The following is a 15774-nucleotide window of genomic DNA, read 5'->3' as shown; positions in this document are numbered from 1 at the left end:
ACGCCGACGGCGCGGGGAGGCTAGAAACGATCTTCCCGACTACTCGGCGACGCCGTAGATCCGGGCAATTTCCTTCAGCATCAGCCGCGCCGCCAGAATGCCGCCGGCTGTGTTCCATATGACGTCGTCGACCGCATGCACCTTGCCGCCCTCGACCACATCGAGGCTTTGCCAAAGCGGATCGTTCAACACTTCCTCCGTGGCTTTCTCGCCTTCGCCGTCGCCCGTGTCATAGGTGAAGTAGATAAGGCGGTCGCCTTCCATATCCGGAATGCTCTCCTTGCCCACCCGCAGCGCGAACGCGTCGACGTCCTGGTTCGGCGGGCGGTTGAAGCCGATCTGGTCGAGGATGAAGCCCGAGAAGCTGTCCTTCTGGTAGATGCGTATCTGACCCGCCAGGATGCGGACGATGGAGACGCGCTCGTCGGTGCGCGCGCCGAGCTTTTCGCGCAATGCGGCAATCTCGGCATCGAACGCAGCCAGAACATCCTCTCCCTGCTTCGCCTGACCGACAGCTTCTGCGTAGAGCTTGAAATTGACCCGCCAGTCGCCGCGCAGCCGCTCTGAAAAGACTGTTGGCGCGATGGCCGAAAGCTGCGGATAGATGGCTTCCTGGCGCGTCTTGTTGCCCAGGATTAGGTCCGGCTGGAGTGCCGCGACAAGCTCCAGATTGACCGCGCTCTCCTTGCCGACCGGCGTGACCTCGGCCATCTGTTCGGCGATGTGCGGATACCAGGGGTCGCCCGTCCAGGAGTTGACCGCGCCGACCGGCGTGATACCCAGCGCCAGCAGCGCCTCCGTGCCCTCATTGGTCAGGACGACGATCCTTTTCGGCGCGTCCGGCACGTTCGTAACCCCCATCGCATGGGCTATTTCGCCGGCGTGCGCCGAAAAGGCGCAAAGCGTAAACAGCGCTGCCGCCGCCAGTTTCGATAACAGTTTCATCGGGGTGCTCCTTTCAGGCGTTGAGGTGTCGACATGCCGAAATGTGATTGTCGGCGTCAAGTTATAAGTTGACTTCCACGATCATATTCAGCAAACGGCGCGGGTTGGAGAAGGCCATGAAAGCCCTGACCGCCGTTCTGATTGCCATCCTTGTGCTGCTGGCCGCCGCCAGCCTGCATCTGGGCGTGCGCTTCACGCCGCCGGCCGAGGTCTGGCGCGCATTGACGGCGGGCGGCGGAGACCAGACGGCCCTGATCGTCAACACGCTGCGCCTGCCGCGCGCGATGATCGCCATGATCGTGGGCGCCGCGCTCGCCATTGCCGGCGTTCTCATGCAGACGGTGACGCGCAATCCATTGGCCGAGCCCGGCTTGCTGGGCGTCAATGCGGGGGCGGCCTTCGCGGCGGTCCTGGTCGTCACGCTGACCGGGGAGGAGGCCCTGGCGCCCCTCATGGCGGCTGCATGCGCGGGCGCGCTGCTCACGGCGGCCGTCGTCTATGGCGTCGCGCTGACCGGGGGAGGGCGCGCCGCGCCGCTGCATCTGCTTCTGGCCGGCATCGTGGTCGCCGCGCTGCTGGCCTCGCTGACGCAGATCCTGCTGGTTTCGAACGAGCGTACCATGGAGGAGCTGCTCTTCTGGCTTTCCGGCTCTTTTGCCGACCGCAACCCGCTCTTCGTCCTGCCCGCCGCCGGCCTCGTCCTTGCCATCGGCGTCGGCTGCCTGGCTGCGGCGCCGCAGCTCGACATTCTGTCGGCCGACGAGACGACCGCTTCGGCGCTCGGCCTGTCGGTCGTCCGCATGCGTTTTGCCGCCATTGTGGGCGCCGCGCTTCTGTCGGGATTCTCGGTGGCGCTTGCCGGTCCGGTGCCGTTCGTCGGGCTTGCCGCCCCGCATCTGGTGCGTCGGCTTGGCGTGCGTGGACACGCCCGGCTGCTGCCGCTGGCAGCCATTGCCGGGGCGGCGCTGGCGATGGCCGCCGATATCGTCTCCCGGTTCATCATCTATCCCTCGCAGGCCCCGGTCGGCGCCGTCATGGCGATGCTCGGCGTTCCTGTGCTCCTGATGCTGCTTCACCGGCGGGCGGCGGGGGTCGGCCTATGAGCGCCATCATGCAGGGCGCAGCGGACCGGTCCGCGATGCCGCGACATGCCTCGGCTCCCATGCTGGGGCTGGTGGCAGCGGTGCTGCTGGCGGCAATGCTTGCCGGATTGAGCATGGGCAGCTCGCCCATGCCGCTGGAGCGCCTGCTGCCGGCGCTGATCGGGCAGGGCTCGGCGACCGACATGCTGATCCTGTGGACCCTGCGGGCGCCGCGCGTGCTGCTGGCCGGTGTCGCCGGCGCCTCGCTGGGCCTGGCCGGCCTCGTCCTGCAGCGTGCCACCCGCAACGCACTTGCCGCGCCCTCCGTCCTGGGCGTTACCGACGGCGCGGCGCTGGGCGCGGTCGCATTCCTTTTCCTGTTCACCGACCCGGCCAACATGCTGACCGTCAGCATCTATTGGCAGCCGGTCGCCACGGCTCTGGGGGCGGCTTTTTTCGCCATGCTCGTGGCGCTGCTGGCCGGGCGCGGCAATGTCGGGCCGGTAAGCCTGATATTGTATGGCTTCGCGCTCGGCGCGCTCGCCCGCGCCGGCGTGACGCTGTTTATCGTGGCCGGGCCCGTCTACCGCGCCAGCCAGGCCGCGATATGGCTGGCAGGCTCCGTGCACGAGGCACGCTGGAGCGATGTCGCGGCCACCGGGCTGGTGCTGTCGATCTGCCTTCCGGCCGTGGTGCTGATGGCGCGGCGGATGGACCAGCTTCTGCTCGACGACAACAGCGCCATGGCGACAGGCGTCGCCGTGCGGCGCAGCCAGTTCATGCTGATGGGGCTGTCGGTGGTCCTGACGGCGGGCGCCGTCTCCTTCGTCGGCGCGATCGGCTTCGTCGGACTGGTGGCGCCGCACGCGGCCCGCCTTCTCCTGGGCCTGCGCGCCCTGCCGCTCATCGCCGGCAGCGCCATGCTGGGTGCGCTCGCCGTCATCGCGGCTGACATCGTGGTGCGCTACGGCTTCGCCCCGCTCGAAGTGCCGACGGGCGCCGCGACCGCGCTTCTGGGGGCGCCGTACTTCCTTTTCATCCTGTTCCGCGCGAGGCAGAACCATGCTTGAACGAACCCTGACCGGCTTGCGGAACGGCCTCGAATTGCGCGGTGCCGCCGCCGGCTACGGTTCGCGGCTGGTATTCGAAGGGCTGGACCTTGCCATCGCCAGCGGCCGGGTGACGGCACTGTGCGGCCCCAATGGCTGCGGCAAATCCACGATGCTGCGGGCCATGCGGGCGATGCTGCCTTTGAGCGCCGGCGCGGCGCTGGTCGACGACGGCTCCGTCGACGCCCTTCCCGTGCGCGAGCGCGCGCGGCGCATTGCGATGCTCAGCCAGAACCCTTCCGCCCCCGACGAGATGACGGTCGAGGATCTGGTGCGGCTCGGCCGCTATGCGCACCGCAAGCGCTTCGCCCCCGCCGGCCCCGGCGACCGGCAAGCCGCCGATGCCGCCATGGCCGCGGCCGGCGTCGACGACATCGCCGCCCGGCCCATCGGCTCGCTTTCGGGCGGGCAGCTGCAGCGGGCCTGGATCGCCATGGTCATCGCCCAGGCAGCGCCCGTGATCCTGCTCGACGAGCCGACCAACCATCTCGACATCGCCCATGCGCTGGAAACGCTGGATCTGGTCGCGCGCCTGTGCCACCGCGAGGCCCGCACCGTGGCCGTGGTGCTGCACGACCTCAACTTGGCCGCCCGCCACGCCGACGACATCGTCTTTCTCAGACAGGGCCGCATCGTGGCGCAGGGGCCGGTGGCGCAGACCTTCACGCGCGACGTGATCTCCAGCGTTTTCGGCATCGAATGCCGGGTGCTGAGCGACGAGGAAACGGGGCGGCCCTTCTGCATCCCCGTCCGCGCCACCGGGCACGGCTGACGCTTCAATTTTGCGCGACCCCTCTATTCGCCGGGCTCGTAAACGCGCTCGCATGACCTATAATTGCGCATCGGGCCGCTGCATTTCCAACGGGGCCGGCCTGCCCCCCAACTGGAGAACCCGACGATGATGACACGACGCGATGCGCTGAAGCTGGGTGCCGCCGGAGCGGCGGTGCTGGGCGCCACCACCGTTATGCCTTTCGTTGCACGCGCTCAGAAAGGCGGCGACACCTACGAGACCGAGACCGGTCAGATCACCATTCATCCGATCGACCATGCGTCCTTCGTCATGACCGTGCCCGGCATGGTGATCTATGCCGATCCTGTGGGCGGGGCCGCGGCCTATGAGGGCCACCCCGAGCCCGATCTCATCCTGGTCACGCACGAGCACGGGGATCACTACGACGCCGAGACGCTTGCCGCCCTTGCCGGCGAGAACACGCGGCTGATCACCAACCCCGCCGTCCACGACATGCTGCCCGAAGAGCTGAAGGCCAAGGCCACGGCGATGGCCAATGGCGAGACGATGACGGTCGGCGATATCGAGATCGAGGCCATCCCGGCCTACAACACCACGGAGGACCGCCTGCAATACCACCCGCAGGGCCGCGACAACGGCTATGTGCTGACCATCGACGGCCGCCGCGTCTATATCGCCGGCGACACCGAGGATATCCCCGAGATGCGCGCACTCGAGGACATTTACATCGCCTTCGTGCCCATGAACCTGCCCTATACGATGGATATCGAGCAGGCGGCCTCGGCCGTGGCCGAATTCGCCCCCACCTATGTCTATCCCTACCACTATCGCGGCCAGGACCCGGAAGCCTTCGCCGCCAGGGTGGCGGAAGCGGAAGTGGAGACCGAGGTCGTGCAGGGCCCCTGGTATAGCTGATCGGCTCCGGAGCGGAGCGGACGCGCGGATTCGTTCCCGCGCGCCATCGCACCGGGTTTCAAAGAGCGTGGGAAGCGGGGCGCGTTGTCCGTGCCTCTCTGTGTAATTTAATGTGGCGCGATCAACGCGCCCCGCCGGCCGCTGTCCTGCGTGACCGGTCAAGGAAGGTTCCCATTGCCCTTTTGGGGCGCCCAGGCTCGTCACTGAGACGCCTGGACCGAACCTCCCGCGGCTTCTCCGCGCCCTGCGTCCTTCGACAAGCTCAGGACACAGGACTCCGGCCTGCTGCAGGCCCTCACATGCCTCCGGTACCGACCCGGAAGGGGAGGCTGCCGCCGCCCTCCCTGATCCCCGGTCCGGACCCGGTTCCCGTGAGGGCGATGGGGAGCATGATAAGGGCGGCGGGGCGCGTGGGGATAAGTTTCCGCGAGGAAAATTGGAAAAGGTGTGCCGGGACAAGGGCTTGGCCGGAACGGGGCGCGGATTTTGTCCACGGGCGGCGGGTTTATGGGGTCGCCGGTGGCCGTCGCCAGCATTCAGGCATGGGTCCTCGGGTTAAGCCCGAGGATGACGAATGGCAGGAGGGATGGCGGCAAAACGCCGGCGCCGGCGCCTTGACACGCGGCGGGCGGCGGGAAACATGCCGTGACCGATGGGCGGTCGATGGATGAAGGGTGCGCAATGCGGATTTTCGTGATGCTGGCGATGCTGGCGATGGCCGGGACAGCGGCGGCGGGCGACTGGCAGCCTGTCGAGAAGGTGGAGCCTTACCAGATAACCGGCGCGACGGGCATCGCGCTGTACGAGTCCATCGGCGCGCGCGGACCGAAGGTGGGCATCGGACGGGCCATCGCCTACACGGATTTCAAGCTGACATGGACCCGCGACTACCAGCAGCAGGGCGGCGGCTGCGTGCTCGCCTCGGCAAAGCCCAAGCTCATCATCACCTACCGCCTGCCGCAAGTTTCCGGCCCGCTTCCCACCGAGACGAAAAAGCTCTGGGACCGCTTTATTACGGGCGTTACGGCGCATGAGCACGTGCATGGCGAGATCATCGTCGACATGGTGAAAAAGATCGAGGCCGCCTCGATAGGTCTCGCCATGCAAGCCGACCCCGACTGCAACAAGGTCCGCGCCGAACTCCAGAACCGCCTCCGCACGCTCTCGCTGGAACAAAGGCGGCAAAGCCGCGAGTTCGACCGCGTGGAGATGAGCAATGGCGGCAATGTGCACCAACTGGTGCTGGCGCTGGTGAATGGGCAATAAAACCGCTTGTGGCGGCGGCAGGGCCGAGCACATCTGGGTGGAGGTGATCGGCATGCGAAACGGTGTCTTTCAGGGCCGGCTCGCGAACGATCCCGTCACTCCCGGCTACCGGGCCGGCGATCCGGTCGAACTTTCCCCGGACGAGATCGAGGACTGGATGATCAACACCGGCGAGGCGCGCTTCGGCGGCTACACGGTCCGGGCGATGATGGGCGACATGCCCGCCGCGCAAGCGGAGGAACTGCGGCGGCAGTTCCGCGATTGAGAAGCTACTGCTGGGGGAGATGGCGTGCAAAATCGCATTCCGGTGCTGGCGCGGTGAACGGGGGAGGGGCGGTTGGCGACTGGCGTGTCATCATGCATGACGGCGAGGTTCTGGACATTCTGCACATCGGGCCGCGCGGCGGCGTCTACGACTGATGGAGAAGAGCATGGCCGATACGATCACGATCACCCGCGAGGAATACGCAAGGCTGCGCGCGGCCGCCGAGAAACTGGCGGACATCGAAGCCTATGACCGCGCCATGGCCGATCCCGGCCAAGCCATCCCCGCCGAATATGTGCGCCGCATGGTGGACGGCGAAAGCCCGCTGCGCGTCTTCCGCGACCTGCGCGGCCTGACCCAGGCGGCGCTGGCCGAACGCACCAGCGACAACCGGGTGCAGATTGCCGATATCGAGGCCGGGAGGAAGACGGGATCGGTGCAGACACGGCGGAAGCTGGCTGCGGCGCTTGGTGTGGCTGTTGATGATCTGGTGTGAGATGTTCTCTCACTGCTTGAAGCAATTTTCGCGGTGCCAGGCTAGGAAATGCGGGTGGGGGCGGAGCGACGGGCGGTCTGGCGCCAGTGCCCGGTAGGTCCGGTTGATGAGACCATGCACACGGTCGGGGTCGTTGACCTGGCGCGAGACAAGGATTTCGAGATCGTCTGATAGGCTGATCAGCCCACGATCGAACATCCAGTGCACCGTGCCGGAAAGCGCGATGCCGTTCCTCACCGTGTCGGGTCCATTTGCCTCGACCGGGCGGATATGGGCGGCCTCGACCTCAGCCCGACCGCGCCCGTTGATGAGTTTCAGCCCAGTCACGGCGCAGCGTTCGTCATAGGCGCGCAGGACGATGCGGCGGAAGATGCGATCCCTCACGACGCGTGATGTCAAGTTGCTAATCCGCTCACGCTTCTGCTCGAATTGGAAGGGGGTCTGCTCTTCCCGAAACCCGTCGGACGTGGCCTCGCCAAAGCGGGGCAGCAATAGCTCTCCGTCCTCCAGCCCCGCCATAACAATCCGATGGAAATCGCTGGAAGAGATCGAGCGGACAGCAGATTGCGCACGACCGGAAATTCGTCCTTGCTCGTTCAGCACGCCCCGTTCGATTACGCCACCTGGGCCGCTGAACGGAACGGGATTGGCGAAATCAAGATAGGTGCCGGGCTCGATCAGGGCCAGGTACATACCTTGTGTGCCGGGATCGGGAATAACCTCTTGGACTTTTGCGACGGCAAAATAGCCGCGAGTATCGGGCACTTTGCTCGGCTCATAGTAGATGATCCAGCTACCGACGCAGGCTTTCACCCGTCCGAGATATTGGGCGGGAAACTGGTACTGCTCTGCAGGACTATCGTCGTAAATCGAATCTGAGCGATGAATAAATACCCCGAATCCCATCACGCTTGTATATCGGGTCCGTCCTCAGGCTGGCAATTCGAATATGATGCCGTCGCCCCACTGTCGGGCTGGCGAGTAAAGCGGGCGGCCTTCGCGTTCGTATTTCGCCAGGATTGGCTTCTCGAAGGCCACGTCCTCGTCCTCGCGCTCGACAACGATCAGAACGATGGCATCCCGCTAGCAGTCCAGCGCTGCTAGTTCCACAGCATACCCCCGCGTCGTCTCCTCATCGAAGCCGACAAAGATAACCCTCTCCGGCAATTCACTCCCCTCCAGAAACTCCGCCACCGCTCGCACCGCGATGCGGGCGGCCTCATCCTTCGGATACCCGTAGACGCCGGTGGAAATGGCCGGGAAGGCGATGGAGTTGCAGCCGTGGTCGCGGGCGAGCTCCAGGGAGCGGCGGTAGCAGGAGGCGAGGCGTTCGGCTTCGCCCTGGCCGCCGCCGTGCCAGACCGGGCCGACCGTGTGGATGACGTGGCGGGCGGGGAGGCGGTAGGCTCTGGTGATCTTGGCCTCGCCGGTCTCGCAGCCGTTCAAGGTCCTGCATTCTTCCAGAAGCTCGGGGCCGGCGGCGCGGTGGATCGCGCCGTCCACGCCTCCGCCGCCGAGCAGCGAAGCGTTGGCGGCGTTGACGATGGCGTCGGCTTCGATCCTGGTGATGTCGCCGGTGATGGCTGTCATGCGGTCTATGACGGGCATGGGCTTGCTCCTTCCGTTGTTGAAAGAGGATGCCTTGGTGGGCGCTCGGGCGCGTGCCGGTATCGTCGTCATTGTTCAGGCATGGAAGCTCGGGTCAAGAGCGCGCGGATGACGAAGCGGAGGGGATGGCGCCAACGCTTGCCCTATCGAAGGTGGGCTCCGGCCGCTCCTGCTGACGGGGATGACGAAGTGGAAGGATGGCGCGAACGCTTGCACTGTCGAAGGTGGACGCTGGCGGTCCATCATGTAAGCAGTATCCCATCCCCTTCGTCATCCCAGGGCGGAGCCGAAGGCGGAGACCCTGGGATCCATGCCGTTCCCTTTCCGCCCGCGCCAAACGCTTCCGGCACCGTGCTCCTGCGGTCGATGATCGAAGCATGTAAGGCTCAAACCCGTCCGCGATGGGCGTTACATCCTGAACACGCCGAACCGTGTCTCCTCGATGGGCGCGTTGAGCGCGGCGGAGAGGGAGAGGCCCAGCACCTCGCGCGTTTTCGCCGGGTCGATGATGCCGTCGTCCCATAGGCGAGCGCTGGAATAGAGCGGGTGACCCTCGCGTTCGTATTTTTCCAGGATCGGCTTCCTGAAGGCGGCTTCCTCCTCCTCGCTCCAGGTGCCGCCCTTGCGCTCTATGCCCTCGCGCTTGACGATGGAAAGCACGGTGGCGGCCTGTTCGCCGCCCATGACGGAGATGCGGGCATTGGGCCACATCCACAGGAAGCGGGGGGAGTAGGCGCGGCCGCACATGCCGTAATTGCCGGCGCCGAAGGAGCCGCCGATGATGATCGTGAGTTTCGGCACGCGCGCCGTCGCCACCGCCGTCACCAGCTTGGCGCCGTCGCGGGCGATGCCGCCGGCTTCGTATTTGCGCCCCACCATGAAGCCGGTGATGTTCTGCAGGAAGACGAGCGGGATCTTGCGCTGGCAGCACAGCTCGATGAAATGGGCGCCCTTGAGCGCGCTTTCGGAGAACAGAACGCCATTGTTGGCGATGATGCCCACCGGCATGCCGTGGATATGGGCGAAGCCGGTGACGAGCGTGGTGCCGTAATTGGCCTTGAACTCGTCGAGCTCGGAGCCGTCGACGATGCGGGCGATCACCTCGCGCACGTCATAGGGCTGGCGGGTGTCGGCGGGGATAATGCCGTAGATCTCATGAGGATCGTGAAGCGGCGGAATCGGTTTGCGAACCGCGAGCTTCAAGTCCTTCTTTCGATTGAGGTTCTTGACGATGCGGCGGACGATGGCCAGCGCGTGCTCGTCGTTGAGCGCGTAGTGGTCGGCCACGCCCGATTCGCGCGTGTGCACCTCCGCGCCTCCAAGCTCCTCCGCCGTCACCACCTCGCCGGTGGCGGCCTTCACGAGGGGCGGGCCGCCGAGGAAGATGGTGGCGTTGCCCTTTACCATCACGGTCTCGTCGCTCATCGCCGGCACATAGGCCCCGCCTGCCGTGCACGAGCCCATGACGCAGGCGATCTGAGGAATGCCGCGCGCCGACATGTTGGCCTGGTTGTAGAAGATGCGCCCGAAATGCTCGCGGTCGGGAAAGACCTCGTCCTGATTGGGCAGATTGGCGCCGCCCGAATCGACCAGGTAGATGCAGGGCAGGTTGTTTTCCAGCGCGATCTCCTGCGCGCGCAGGTGCTTCTTCACGGTGAGGGGATAGTAGGTGCCGCCCTTCACGGTGGCGTCGTTGACGACGACCATCACCTCCACGCCCTCGACACGCCCCACCCCGGCGATCAGCCCCGCCGAGGCGATGTCGCCGCCATAGAGCCCGGAGGCGGCGAACTGGCCGATTTCCAGAAAGGGCGCGCCGGGGTCGAGCAACTGCGCCAGCCGCTCGCGCGGCAGGAGCTTGCCGCGGCTGGTGTGGCGCTCGCGCGCCTCGTCGGTGCCGCCCTTCCCGATCACGGCCGCCTTTTCGGCCATCTCCGCGACCAGCGCCTCCATGCGCGCCCGGTTGGCCTTGAAGGTTTCGGAGGCGGGCGAGAGCTGCGAGGAAATGACGGTCATGCGCGGTGGGTCTCCTCAATGGCGTTCAGGGGCTTTGTGGAACATGCGCGGAGATTAGGCCTGTGGCGAAGGCATGCAAGCCCCTCAGGCCTCTCCGGCGATTTCGCGGCCGATCAGCCAGCGGCGGATTTCGCTCGTGCCGGCGCCGATCTCGTAGAGCTTGGCATCGCGCAGCAGGCGGCCGGTCGGGTATTCGTTGACATAGCCGTTGCCGCCCAGAAGCTGGATCGCGTCGAGCGCGGCCTGGGTCGCCTTTTCGGCCGCGTAGAGAATGCAGCCGGCGGCATCCTTGCGCGTCGTCTCGCCCCGGTCGCAGGCCGCCGCCACGGCATAGACATAGGCGCGGCAGGCGTTCATCGTCGTATACATGTCGGCCAGCTTGCCCTGCACGAGCTGAAACGCGCCGATGGGCTGGCCGAACTGCTTGCGCTCGTTCACATAGGGCACCGCCACATCCATGCAGGCGGCCATGATGCCGAGCGGCCCGCCGGCCAACACCACGCGCTCATAATCGAGCCCGGACATGAGGATGTTGACGCCCTGGCCCTCCTCGCCCAGCACATTGTCGAACGGCACCTCGACATCCTCGAACACCAGTTCGCCGGTATTGGAGCCGCGCATGCCGAGCTTGTCCAGCTTCTGCGCCACCGAAAAGCCCTTCATGCCGCGTTCGACGATGAAGGCTGTGATGCCGCGTGGGCCGGCCTGCGGATCGGTCTTGGCGTAGACCACCAGCGTGCCGGCCTCGGGCCCGTTGGTGATCCACATCTTGGAGCCGTTGAGCACATAGCGGCCGTTGTGCTTTGCGGCCTTCAGCTTCATGGAAACCACGTCCGAACCCGCGCCCGTCTCCGACATGGCGAGCGCGCCGACGGTCTCGCCCGAGCACAGGGCAGGGAGGTATTTCCGCTTCTGCGCCTCGCTGCCCCAGCGCCGGATCTGGTTGACGCAGAGATTGGAATGGGCGCCGTAGGAAAGCCCGACGGAGGCCGAGGCGCGGCTGATCTCCTCCATCGCCACCACATGGGCAAGATAGCCGAGGCCGGAACCGCCCCGTTCCGGCTCCACCGTCATGCCAAGCAGGCCGAGTTTGCCCATTTTCGGCCAGAGCTGGGCGGGAAAATCGTTTTCCCGGTCGATCTCGGCGGCCAGCGGCGCAATCTGCTCCTGCGCGAAGCGGTGCACCATCTCGCGCAGCGCCTCGATCTCCTCGCCGTGCCCGAAGCGCATGGTCTGGTCGAACATGGTCGTTCTCCTCCTCCTATACCAAGGCCATTGTCCCTGGTCCCGGTATCAACCGGCGCCGACGAGGCGCATGGTCATGATGTGATAATTATGGGCCACTTCGCGTACGGAAAGGCGCTCGTCGGGCCGGAACCAGGCGATGACGCCGGTGATCATCTGGATGATGGCCATGGCCGTCAGCGTGACGTCCTCTATGCGGAAGCGGCCCAGTTCCGCCCCGTCGCGCAATATCTGGCGCAGTTCCTTCTCGTAGGCCGCGCGAAGGCGCAGGATATGGGTGAGCTTTTCCGGAGAAAGGCTGCGCAGCTCCATATTGTTGACATGTGTGGAAAGCCGGCGCTCGACGTGGAAATGAATGTGGTTGCGCACGAACGCGGAAAGCTGCGCCGTCGGATCGGCGCTCTCCGGCTTCGCGTTTTCCCACGATGCCAGGAGGCCGGTCATGTGCTCTTCCATCAGTGTGAAAAGCAGCGCTTCCTTGTTGGGGAAGTAGCGGTAGAGCGCGGCCGGCTGTACGCCGACCCGCTCGCCGAGCTGACGCATGGACATGGCCTCGAAGCCATGGCGGGCGATCAGCGACAGCGCCGACTGGCGTATCGCCGCCAGGGTCTTTTCGCCATCCGAGCCTGCCGTCCGCGCCATGGTGCCTCCAGAGTACAAAGAATTAATAGAACGTCCGTTTAATTAATTCAAGAGCGTCCGTTTCCGCTGCAGTTGGAAACCCTGGAACTCCGCCCGCCCTGTAACCATTTTAGAGGGTGAGATCGTCCGGACAGCCAAGGGAGAACGGGATGGCGACACTGACCAGGCAAGCCGTCGAAGACATTCTGGGGCCCGTCGACAACGCCCTTGTCGCCGAGATCGCCGCCACCGGCGCGACACCTGCGGAACTGCAGGAGGCGCATGCATGGGTGATGAATGACGATGCGCTGGTGAACGATTTCAGGCCGATGCCGAAGGGGAAGGTCGCTGAGCTCGTGGACATACTCTATCGGCAGGAAGGACCGGCCGGGGAAGAGGACATGGCGTGAACGGCAGACCAGCCGGCTGTGCCGCCCGATACGCCCGGGCATGATGAATTCGGGGCGGATCAAACGTATCTGCCGCCAAGTTTTTGCGCCCGCGGCCGCTCATTCGCGTCGCTGCGAGGAAGAGCGGTATAGCGCTTGCTCGTCTTTCGGGAACGGCGTTGTCAGACCCTCATGAGACGGAGACCCTCGCGAAGGCCAATTGCCGGTCCGAACCCATATTATTTCAAATTTTGCCCCGGTTTGCTTGAAGGGCGCAGTGGACGATCTCATCCCAACTGCTGATGACTATATCGATCGCGAAGCGGCGCGCGGAGCGGGTTGCCGCCTTACCGAGCCGCCGGCGCAATGCTTCGTTCCCCAGCACAAGAGAAAGCGAGTTGGAAAGGGCACCGATATCGCCGTTGGGAACGAGCAGGCCGTCTTTGTCAGGGGTGATGATTTCGGCCGGCCCATGACGGCAGTTGAACGATACGACGGGCAGTCCCGCCGCCATCGCCTCGGCAAGTACATTTCCCCAACCTTCGTAACGGGAGGACAGAACGAACACGTCTGCGCTCTCTATCCACTGACAAGGACGTTCGCTAACCCCCGGAAACAGTACGCGGGTACCGAGACCAAGTGCATCGCGTTGCGCGATCAAATTCGATCGCTCCGGCCCTTCGCCCCAAATCATCAACTGCCACTCGTCATGAACTGAGGCGATGCGAGCGAAGGCTTCAAGAAGAAGATCAAATCCCTTCTGAGGCACCAGTCGTCCCACCGCGGCCAATGTCTTGTTGCCGCGCCGATCTGGAAGGTCGGCCGGTAGTGCAACGGGATTGGGGATGACCCAGGTTCGCGGCCGCTCTTTAGGCGGAAAGAAATCCATCGCTCCTTTGGTGATTGTGACGAGGCCGAAAGCCCGCGGATAGAGCTGCCGGCGTAGCCACGACCAGATAAAACCGAATTCCTGAAGTTCAGGATTGTTGCGCTCGGAAACGACGACCGGAATACCCGTACCTGATGCAGCCATGACGGACAGGATGTTGGTGCGAGTAAGAAAACTGATGACAAGGTGCGACCGCTGGTTCAGGAATGTGCGGCGCAGACAGAATATACGGTTCGCCGTCAGCCACAGTGCTCTGATCCAATTGTTTCGTGCCGTTTGTAAGCCGAGGCGGATGATCTCAACAGCAGGATGGGTCGCGTAATAGGAATCTTTCTCCGATCCCTCCAACGTCACGATCGAAATCCGCCAGTTCCGCTCCGCCAAGTGATTGGCGAGCAAAGTCATGACGCGCTCACTACCGCCCGGATTCAGTGATGGCAGAACCATGGTGATCCGCACATCTTCGGTCGGGTTAAGGTCTCTGCTTACATCATCTGCGGGCACAATCCGTACAGTTTTCATCTGTCCAAAAGGAGGTGAGTGGGGATCCCGATCATCCGACCCTTGCACAATAGATTAAGGGTTCAGATTCGAAATATCCGAATTTCCTGACGTGACGGAAGTGAAGACTGCCTGAGCGAGTACCTATTGGGACAATTGGACAACGCCGCTCTGTCCGCATCGCTGACGTCCCAGCCGAGTCGTCCGATCACGGTGTGTGTGGTGACGGAAAGCGTCGATGACCACCGCGCTACCCAGCTGCACTACGTACGGGAGGCGTCACCCGACATTTCAGAGGCCGGTGCTCAGGCGGCAACGACAAAGAGATCAACGTTTATCTATCTCTCGAAGGAACCTCTCCAGAACATTCCGGCTTTCGACCAGCCTTTCCGCCTTTTGGTCGACAAGGCGGATCTGCTCGCGCAAGACCTCGCGAAGTTCATCACACGGTTCAAAGACGGGGCCGTCCCCTCTGATGCAGGGCAAGAACTGTTGGATTGTCGCGAGCGTCATGCCCGCAGAGCCGAGCAGCCTGATTCGCTCCACAGTACGTTCCTCTGCCAGATCGTAATCCCGGTAACCGCTTGCCGTGCGCTGCGGCTTCAGCAACCCCTCGGCCTCGTAGTAGCGGAGCATGCGAATGCTCACACCGGTGCGCTTCGATAGCGTGCCTATTTTCATTCCATACTCTTGACTCTGACAGCACTGTGAGACCCTAGAGCTATTGCTCTTTCGTGTGAACTCACTCAGGAGCAAGAAACATGTCCGCTGAAGCCGGTACTGACCAAGCGCTAATCGATGGCCGCCCGGCCATCGTTGCTGAGCTGATCCCTCTGGCCTTCGCAGGGTTTGCGCATTTCACAGCGATGCAGGTTCGAAACCGCAAGGTGAAGGGCTTTGATCTACATCTGGCGCGTCTACGCCAGGCTTCAAATGCATTTTTTGGCAGAGCATCGACCGACGAACAACTTCGATCCTATGTCAAGGCGGCAATCGATGGCGGTCCAGAGGATCAGTCGCTGACGGTTACGGTGTTTTCACGCCACGGCGAATTCACCGCCGACAGCATGGATGTGGAACCGGCTACCCTCGTCCGCACTGGAGCACCATCTGACGGTCCACAAGGTCCGCTGCGGCTGAGCGCAGTGGATCACGAGAGACCCCTTGCCGCTATCAAGCACGTCGGCGAAGTCGGCAAAACCTACTACTTGCACCAGGCCGTCAGACAGGGTTTTAACGACGCCGCTTTTGTAGACAGGCATGGGCGGCTGAGCGAAGCGACGATTTGGAATCTCGTCTTTTGGGATGGCGCCGCCGTTATTTGGCCTGAAGCTGCGGTTCTAACCGGAACGACGATGGGAATTGTTCAGCGGCAACTGGACCGTCTTGGTGTTCCCCAGCGCCATGAAGAGGTCAGCTTGGATCGTCTTCAGGACTTATCTGGAGCGGCGGTGATGAACTCATGGACACCGGGTATCCCGGTAACCGCCATTGCTTCAAACCCTATCGCAGAGGCAAAACCATTCGTAAGCTTGCTTCACAGCGCCTACGAGGCTGAGCCTGCCAGCTTCCTTTAGTTAGGGCTCCCAACATTCGTGACAAACAATGGGAGCGCGGCCCGTTCAACTGGAAAGCCGGATCGTGTGTCCAATCTTTTGCCTCCCGAATGGTAG

18 protein-coding genes are annotated in these 15774 nt (G+C 64.0%); 10 read left to right on the top strand and 8 right to left on the bottom strand.

Going from position 1 to position 15774, the window contains the following annotated elements:
* Positions 1–39: 39 nt before the first annotated feature.
* The gene (locus tag N1058_RS01090) at positions 40–945 is read right to left on the bottom strand and encodes an ABC transporter substrate-binding protein (protein WP_265515632.1); all 906 of its coding nucleotides are present in this window, start codon (positions 943–945) and stop codon (positions 40–42) included.
* Between the two features lie 116 nt (positions 946–1061).
* Between N1058_RS01090 and N1058_RS01085 the strand changes: the two genes are divergently transcribed.
* The 8 genes from N1058_RS01085 (at position 1062) to N1058_RS01055 (ending at position 6832) form a co-directional block, all read left to right on the top strand.
* A complete protein-coding gene (locus N1058_RS01085; RefSeq protein WP_265515631.1) occupies positions 1062–2048 on the top strand; it encodes a FecCD family ABC transporter permease in 987 nt (328 codons plus the stop codon).
* Positions 2045–3097: a FecCD family ABC transporter permease gene (locus N1058_RS01080; protein WP_265515630.1), complete on the top strand. Its 1053-nt coding sequence runs from the start codon at positions 2045–2047 to the stop codon at positions 3095–3097. Before N1058_RS01085 ends, N1058_RS01080 begins: the two co-directional genes overlap by 4 nt.
* Complete coding sequence (locus N1058_RS01075) at positions 3090–3908, top strand: ABC transporter ATP-binding protein (protein ID WP_265515629.1); 819 nt, start codon at positions 3090–3092, stop codon at positions 3906–3908. The genes N1058_RS01080 and N1058_RS01075 overlap by 8 nt, the downstream gene beginning before the upstream one ends.
* 126 nt (positions 3909–4034) lie before the next feature.
* A complete protein-coding gene (locus tag N1058_RS01070; RefSeq protein WP_265515628.1) occupies positions 4035–4805 on the top strand; it encodes an MBL fold metallo-hydrolase in 771 nt (256 codons plus the stop codon).
* A gap of 681 nt (positions 4806–5486) precedes the next feature.
* Positions 5487–6071: a DUF922 domain-containing Zn-dependent protease gene (locus N1058_RS01065; RefSeq protein ID WP_265515627.1), complete on the top strand. Its 585-nt coding sequence runs from the start codon at positions 5487–5489 to the stop codon at positions 6069–6071.
* Positions 6061–6336, top strand: a complete 276-nt coding sequence (locus N1058_RS01060) for a DUF2314 domain-containing protein (protein ID WP_265515626.1) — start codon at positions 6061–6063, stop codon at positions 6334–6336. The genes N1058_RS01065 and N1058_RS01060 overlap by 11 nt, the downstream gene beginning before the upstream one ends.
* A gap of 53 nt (positions 6337–6389) precedes the next feature.
* Positions 6390–6491 carry a type II toxin-antitoxin system RelE family toxin gene (locus tag N1058_RS24200; protein WP_420847921.1) on the top strand — a complete coding sequence of 34 codons (102 nt, stop codon included), beginning with the start codon at positions 6390–6392 and terminating at the stop codon, positions 6489–6491.
* Between the two features lie 11 nt (positions 6492–6502).
* A complete protein-coding gene (locus N1058_RS01055; protein WP_265515625.1) occupies positions 6503–6832 on the top strand; it encodes a helix-turn-helix transcriptional regulator in 330 nt (109 codons plus the stop codon).
* 9 nt (positions 6833–6841) lie between these two features.
* On the opposite strand, the gene N1058_RS01050 is transcribed toward N1058_RS01055, so the two are convergent.
* The 5 genes from N1058_RS01050 to N1058_RS01030 form a co-directional block, all read right to left on the bottom strand.
* A complete protein-coding gene (locus N1058_RS01050; protein WP_265515902.1) occupies positions 6842–7738 on the bottom strand; it encodes an HNH endonuclease in 897 nt (298 codons plus the stop codon).
* A gap of 177 nt (positions 7739–7915) precedes the next feature.
* Positions 7916–8440, bottom strand: coding sequence for an O-acetyl-ADP-ribose deacetylase (locus N1058_RS01045; protein WP_265515624.1), 525 nt, complete (start codon positions 8438–8440; stop codon positions 7916–7918).
* A 408-nt stretch (positions 8441–8848) separates the two neighbouring features.
* Positions 8849–10456: a carboxyl transferase domain-containing protein gene (locus tag N1058_RS01040; protein WP_265515623.1), complete on the bottom strand. Its 1608-nt coding sequence runs from the start codon at positions 10454–10456 to the stop codon at positions 8849–8851.
* An 84-nt stretch (positions 10457–10540) separates the two neighbouring features.
* A complete protein-coding gene (locus N1058_RS01035) occupies positions 10541–11701 on the bottom strand; it encodes an isovaleryl-CoA dehydrogenase (protein ID WP_265515622.1) in 1161 nt (386 codons plus the stop codon).
* A 48-nt stretch (positions 11702–11749) separates the two neighbouring features.
* Positions 11750–12343 carry a TetR/AcrR family transcriptional regulator gene (locus N1058_RS01030; protein WP_265515621.1) on the bottom strand — a complete coding sequence of 198 codons (594 nt, stop codon included), beginning with the start codon at positions 12341–12343 and terminating at the stop codon, positions 11750–11752.
* Positions 12344–12492: 149 nt separating this feature from the next.
* Here N1058_RS01030 and N1058_RS01025 point away from each other — a divergent pair, with 149 nt between their 5' ends.
* Positions 12493–12732 (top strand): hypothetical protein, encoded by a 240-nt coding sequence (locus N1058_RS01025; protein ID WP_265515620.1) that lies wholly within the window; start codon positions 12493–12495, stop codon positions 12730–12732.
* A 223-nt stretch (positions 12733–12955) separates the two neighbouring features.
* On the opposite strand, the gene N1058_RS01020 is transcribed toward N1058_RS01025, so the two are convergent.
* A complete protein-coding gene (locus N1058_RS01020; RefSeq protein ID WP_420847927.1) occupies positions 12956–14047 on the bottom strand; it encodes a glycosyltransferase family 4 protein in 1092 nt (363 codons plus the stop codon).
* A gap of 381 nt (positions 14048–14428) precedes the next feature.
* On the bottom strand, positions 14429–14782 hold the full coding sequence (locus tag N1058_RS01015; protein WP_265515618.1) for a MerR family transcriptional regulator: 354 nt from the start codon (positions 14780–14782) through the stop codon (positions 14429–14431).
* Positions 14783–14862: 80 nt separating this feature from the next.
* On the opposite strand from N1058_RS01015, the gene N1058_RS01010 reads away from it, so the two are divergent.
* Complete coding sequence (locus N1058_RS01010) at positions 14863–15678, top strand: aminotransferase class IV family protein (protein WP_265515617.1); 816 nt, start codon at positions 14863–14865, stop codon at positions 15676–15678.
* The last annotated feature ends 96 nt before the right edge of the window (positions 15679–15774 follow it).

This window comes from Nitratireductor luteus (assembly GCF_026162365.1).
Classification (GTDB): Bacteria; Pseudomonadota; Alphaproteobacteria; order Rhizobiales; family Rhizobiaceae; genus Chelativorans; species Chelativorans luteus.
Note: the sequence above shows the minus strand (reverse complement) of the source record. Positions and strands in the feature narration are given on the sequence as shown.

What these genes read in the sequence shown, in the direction of transcription:
- N1058_RS01055 (WP_265515625.1), top strand. Translation starts at nt 6,503, where the DNA reads ATGGCCGATACGATCACGATCACCCGCGAGGAATACGCAAGGCTGCGC.
- N1058_RS01030 (WP_265515621.1), bottom strand. Translation starts at nt 12,343, where the DNA reads ATGGCGCGGACGGCAGGCTCGGATGGCGAAAAGACCCTGGCGGCGATA.
- N1058_RS01060 (WP_265515626.1), top strand. Translation starts at nt 6,061, where the DNA reads ATGGGCAATAAAACCGCTTGTGGCGGCGGCAGGGCCGAGCACATCTGG.
- N1058_RS01010 (WP_265515617.1), top strand. Translation starts at nt 14,863, where the DNA reads ATGTCCGCTGAAGCCGGTACTGACCAAGCGCTAATCGATGGCCGCCCG.
- N1058_RS01050 (WP_265515902.1), bottom strand. Translation starts at nt 7,738, where the DNA reads ATGGGATTCGGGGTATTTATTCATCGCTCAGATTCGATTTACGACGAT.
- N1058_RS01015 (WP_265515618.1), bottom strand. Translation starts at nt 14,782, where the DNA reads ATGAAAATAGGCACGCTATCGAAGCGCACCGGTGTGAGCATTCGCATG.
- N1058_RS01070 (WP_265515628.1), top strand. Translation starts at nt 4,035, where the DNA reads ATGATGACACGACGCGATGCGCTGAAGCTGGGTGCCGCCGGAGCGGCG.
- N1058_RS01080 (WP_265515630.1), top strand. Translation starts at nt 2,045, where the DNA reads ATGAGCGCCATCATGCAGGGCGCAGCGGACCGGTCCGCGATGCCGCGA.
- N1058_RS01085 (WP_265515631.1), top strand. Translation starts at nt 1,062, where the DNA reads ATGAAAGCCCTGACCGCCGTTCTGATTGCCATCCTTGTGCTGCTGGCC.
- N1058_RS01040 (WP_265515623.1), bottom strand. Translation starts at nt 10,456, where the DNA reads ATGACCGTCATTTCCTCGCAGCTCTCGCCCGCCTCCGAAACCTTCAAG.
- N1058_RS01075 (WP_265515629.1), top strand. Translation starts at nt 3,090, where the DNA reads ATGCTTGAACGAACCCTGACCGGCTTGCGGAACGGCCTCGAATTGCGC.
- N1058_RS01065 (WP_265515627.1), top strand. Translation starts at nt 5,487, where the DNA reads ATGCGGATTTTCGTGATGCTGGCGATGCTGGCGATGGCCGGGACAGCG.
- N1058_RS01020 (WP_420847927.1), bottom strand. Translation starts at nt 14,047, where the DNA reads ATGGTTCTGCCATCACTGAATCCGGGCGGTAGTGAGCGCGTCATGACT.
- N1058_RS01045 (WP_265515624.1), bottom strand. Translation starts at nt 8,440, where the DNA reads ATGCCCGTCATAGACCGCATGACAGCCATCACCGGCGACATCACCAGG.
- N1058_RS01035 (WP_265515622.1), bottom strand. Translation starts at nt 11,701, where the DNA reads ATGTTCGACCAGACCATGCGCTTCGGGCACGGCGAGGAGATCGAGGCG.
- N1058_RS01025 (WP_265515620.1), top strand. Translation starts at nt 12,493, where the DNA reads ATGGCGACACTGACCAGGCAAGCCGTCGAAGACATTCTGGGGCCCGTC.
- N1058_RS01090 (WP_265515632.1), bottom strand. Translation starts at nt 945, where the DNA reads ATGAAACTGTTATCGAAACTGGCGGCGGCAGCGCTGTTTACGCTTTGC.